At 60.9% G+C, this 3,965-nt stretch carries 4 protein-coding genes; all 4 read right to left on the reverse strand.

The window, feature by feature from the left end:
- Positions 1 to 60 precede the first annotated feature (60 nt).
- On the reverse strand, positions 61 to 843 hold the full coding sequence (locus D4Q51_RS00125; protein ID WP_120075332.1) for an enoyl-CoA hydratase-related protein: 783 nt from the start codon (positions 841 to 843) through the stop codon (positions 61 to 63).
- Positions 840 to 1,901, reverse strand: a complete 1,062-nt coding sequence (locus D4Q51_RS00130; protein ID WP_120075334.1) for an enoyl-CoA hydratase/isomerase family protein — start codon at positions 1,899 to 1,901, stop codon at positions 840 to 842. The genes D4Q51_RS00125 and D4Q51_RS00130 overlap by 4 nt, the downstream gene beginning before the upstream one ends.
- Positions 1,901 to 3,043 (reverse strand): acyl-CoA dehydrogenase family protein, encoded by a 1,143-nt coding sequence (locus D4Q51_RS00135; protein ID WP_120075337.1) that lies wholly within the window; start codon positions 3,041 to 3,043, stop codon positions 1,901 to 1,903. Before D4Q51_RS00135 ends, D4Q51_RS00130 begins: the two co-directional genes overlap by 1 nt.
- 4 nt (positions 3,044 to 3,047) lie before the next feature.
- The coding region (locus D4Q51_RS00140; RefSeq protein ID WP_120075307.1) for an aldehyde dehydrogenase family protein at positions 3,048 to 3,965 on the reverse strand (918 nt) is incomplete at its 5' end.

Raw genomic sequence — 3,965 nt, forward strand, 5'->3', positions numbered from 1 at the left:
ACGAGGTTCGCGGCCATGCCGCCGCCCATGTTGCCAAGGCCAATGAATGCGATTTTCATGTCAGCGCCCCTTCCACTTGCCGTCGCGCTTCTCGACGAAGGCCTTCATGCCTTCCACCTTGTCCTCGCTCGCGGTGAGGATCTGGAACAGGCGGCGTTCGTGGGCGAGGCCGTGCTCCAGCGTCGTCTCGAACGCGGCATCGACCATTTCCTTGTTCGCGATCGCGGCCATCGGCGGCTTGGCGGCGATCGTCTCCGCCGTCTTCAGCGCGTCGGTCAGCAGTTCGTCGTGCGGCACCACGCGGGCCACCAGGCCTGCGCGCTCGGCTTCTTCGGCGTCCATCATGCGCCCCGTCAGGCACATTTCCATCGCCTTGGACTTGCCGACCGCGCGCGTCAGGCGCTGCGATCCACCCATGCCGGGCGCGACGCCCAGGTTGATCTCGGGCTGGCCGAACTTCGCCCTGTCGCTGGCGAGGATGAAATCGGCCATCATGGCCAGCTCGCACCCACCGCCCAGCGCAAAGCCATTGACGGCGGCGATCCACGGCTTGCGCGTGCCCTTCACCACCTTGCTCTGCCAGCCGGAAAAGAAGTCCTCCAGGTAGAAGTCCACTGCGTCCTTCTCGACCATTTCCTTGATGTCGGCGCCAGCGGCAAAGGCCTTGTCGCCCGATCCTGTCAGCACCATGCAGCGCTGCGACTTGTCGGCATCGTAGGCGGCAAAAGCCTCGCCCAGTTCGCGCAGCACATCGCTGTTGAGCGCGTTCAGCGCCTTGGGCCGGTTCAGCGTCACCAGCGTCACAGCGCCGCGTTGTTCGACCATCAGTGTTTCATAATTCATAGCGGCTTCCACTCCTCGTTTTCCGGTAGCGGAGCGAAAATCTCATCGATCAAATCTTCGCTCACGTCTTCAGGCCTGGCCGGGGTCCATTTCGGATCATTGGTCTTGTCGACGATCAAAGCTCGCACACCTTCTGCGAAATCGGGCAGCGTCAAGACTCGCGAGGCGATACGATACTCGCCCATCATGTTATCGGCGAAATCCGTCAGGCTGGCTGCGTCGCGTAGTTGGCGAAGCGAAACCTTGCAGGACTGCGGGCTCTTGCGTTGCAGAACGGCCAATTCCTTTGTTGACCATTCTCGATCGTCAGCGCCAAGGCTTTCGAGAATATCTTCGTACCGGTCCGACGCAAAATGATGCGCAATCACCTCCGCGCTTTGAGCGATTTGCGCTTCCGGAGGTGTAATAGACAGGTCCGTCAAGATCTCTTCGATCTGCCCGCCATTTCGGGCAATTCGCGCCTTTGCCTCGGCCAGCTTCTCCTGCGGCAGGTAATGAGTGGCAAGACCTGCCCACAGACATTCGGCACCATCGAGACGCGCGCCAGTCAACGCAAGGTATTGCCCGATCCGGCCATCAAGCCGCGAGAGATACCAGCCACCGCCGACATCGGGGAATAGACCGATCCCGGTTTCCGGCATGGCGAAACGCGTATTCTCGGTCGCCACCCGGTAACGAGCGGGCTGACTGATGCCTACGCCGCCGCCCATCGTAATTCCATCCATGAATGCCACCACAGGCTTTTCGTAGGTAAAGAGCTGGTGGTTCAACCTGTACTCGTCATAGAAGAAACGGCGCCCCGCAAGCCCGCCATCCTCGATTGCAGACTTTCGCAGCAAGTTGATGTCACCACCGGCACAGAAGCCGCGTCCCTCCGCATGGTCGATCATCACGACCTTGATGAGGTCATCGTCAGCCCATGCAACAAACGCCTCGCTCAATTCGAGGCACATGCCATGCGTGAGTGCATGGATTGCTTTTGGACGGCTGAGAGACAGATGCCCTGCACTACCATGCGCGTGAATGTGTACGTCTTCAGAACCGAGAGTTTCGTACATCAGCGCAGCAAATCCCGACCGATAATCATCTGCATGATCTCGTTGGTCCCTTCCAAAATGCGATGAACACGCAGATCTCGCCAAATGCGTTCGATCGGGTAATCCTGAAGGTAGCCGTACCCGCCGTGCAGCTGCAACGCGCGATCGACGATGGATGATCCGCTGTCAGTCGCCAGCTTCTTCGCCATAGCTGCAAAGCGCGTCTTGTCGGCTGCATCCTCGGTTACCTTGGTCGCAGCGAGATAAAGCAGGGCGCGCGCCGCTTCCAGGTCGGTAGCCATATCGGCAATGGTGAACTGCGTGTTCTGGAACTGCGCAATAGGCTTGCCGAATTGCTGGCGATCCTTCGTGTAGGCGATCGCTTCGTCGAGACACCGCTGCGCACCGCCAAGCGAGCACGCGCCAATATTAAGGCGGCCGCCATCCAACCCCATCATCGCAATCGCGAAACCCTGCCCCTCTTCGCCGACAAGGTTTTCTACCGGCACACGCACATCTTCCAGAATAAGCTGCGCTGTGGGCTGGGAGTGCCAGCCGAGCTTACGCTCTTGCGCCCCGAAACTGACGCCTTCCATGTCCTTTTCGACAAGCAGGCAAGAAATACCCTTGGGGCCGGCTTCGCCGGTGCGAACCATGACAAGATAGATTTCGTTTTCGCCACCTCCGGAGATGAACTGCTTGGACCCATTCACCACGAAGTGGGCGCCGTCGCGCCTTGCAGTAGTCTTCAAGGCTGCCGCATCGGAACCCGAACTCGGCTCCGTCAGACAGTAACTGGCGATCTTATCCATAGTGACCAGATCGGGCAGGATGGCATCTTTCACGGCATCTGTAGCGAACCTGTCTACCATCCATGCGGCCATGTTGTGGATCGAGATGAAGGCACTGGTGGACGGACAGCCATAGGCCATCGCCTCCATGATAAGCGCCGCCTCCAGCCGCCCGAGACCAATTCCGCCCGACGCCTCGGCCACATATATTGATCCGAAACCAAGTTCGGCAGCCTGTGAAATGGTAGCACGCGGGAAGATGTGCTTTTCGTCCCACTCCGCAGCGTTCGGCGTTATCTGATCCGCCGTGAAACGCTGCGCCATCTCCTGGATAGCAAGCTGGTCGTCAGTAAGGGCAAACTGTCCGGCCATGCCGTCACCCCATCGTCGGAATGACGAAGGCATTCGATCCATCCCCGCCGCCATCGGGCCAGCGCTGGGTGACTTTCTTGGCCTTGGTCCAGAACCTGAGGCCTTCCATGCCGTACTGGTCCGCATCGCCAAAGCCGCTGCGCTTCCAGCCGCCGAAGCTGTGGTAGCTCACCGGCACCGGGATCGGCACGTTGATGCCCACCATGCCCACGTTTACGCGGTGCGCGAACTCGCGCGCGGCGTGGCCGTTGCGGGTGAAGATGGCAACGCCGTTGCCGTACTGGTGCTCGCTCGGCAGCTTGAGCGCGTGCTCGAAATCGTCGGCGCGCACGATCTGGAGGACGGGACCGAAGATCTCTTCCTTGTAGCTTTCCATGTCCGGGGTCACGCGATCCAGCAGGGTCGGGCCGACAAAGAAGCCGTTCTCGTGGCCCTGCAGCGAAAAGCCGCGCCCGTCGATCACCACTTCGCTGCCCTCGGCCTCGGCGGTGTCGATCCACTTCTCGATCCGCGCCTTGTGCTCGGGCGTGACGACCGGGCCGTAGTGCGCTTCGGGATCGTTCGACACGCCGACGCGCAGCGCGTTGATCGCGGGGATCAGCTTTTCCTTCAGGCGCTCCGCCGTCTGTTCGCCCACCGGCACCACCACCGGCAGCGCCATGCAGCGTTCACCCGCAGAGCCGAAGGCCGCGCCGGATAGGTCGTTCACCACCTGGTCGAGATCGGCATCGGGCATCACGATACCGTGGTTTTTCGCTCCGCCCATGGCCTGCACCCGCTTACCAGCGGCCACGCCGCGGTTGTAGACATAGTGCGCGATATCGCTGGAGCCGACGAAGCTGACGGCGGCGATATCCTGATGGTCGAGGATGGCGTCGACCATTTCCTTGTCGCCGTGGACGACCTGCAGCAGCCCCGCGGG

Origin of the sequence: Aurantiacibacter odishensis, assembly GCF_003605195.1 — a bacterium.
Taxonomy (GTDB): domain Bacteria; phylum Pseudomonadota; class Alphaproteobacteria; order Sphingomonadales; family Sphingomonadaceae; genus Alteraurantiacibacter; species Alteraurantiacibacter odishensis.

Coding starts and splice junctions, on each gene's coding strand:
- D4Q51_RS00125 (WP_120075332.1), bottom strand. CDS start 843: ATGAATTATGAAACACTGATGGTCGAACAACGCGGCGCTGTGACGCTG.
- D4Q51_RS00130 (WP_120075334.1), bottom strand. CDS start 1,901: ATGTACGAAACTCTCGGTTCTGAAGACGTACACATTCACGCGCATGGT.
- D4Q51_RS00135 (WP_120075337.1), bottom strand. CDS start 3,043: ATGGCCGGACAGTTTGCCCTTACTGACGACCAGCTTGCTATCCAGGAG.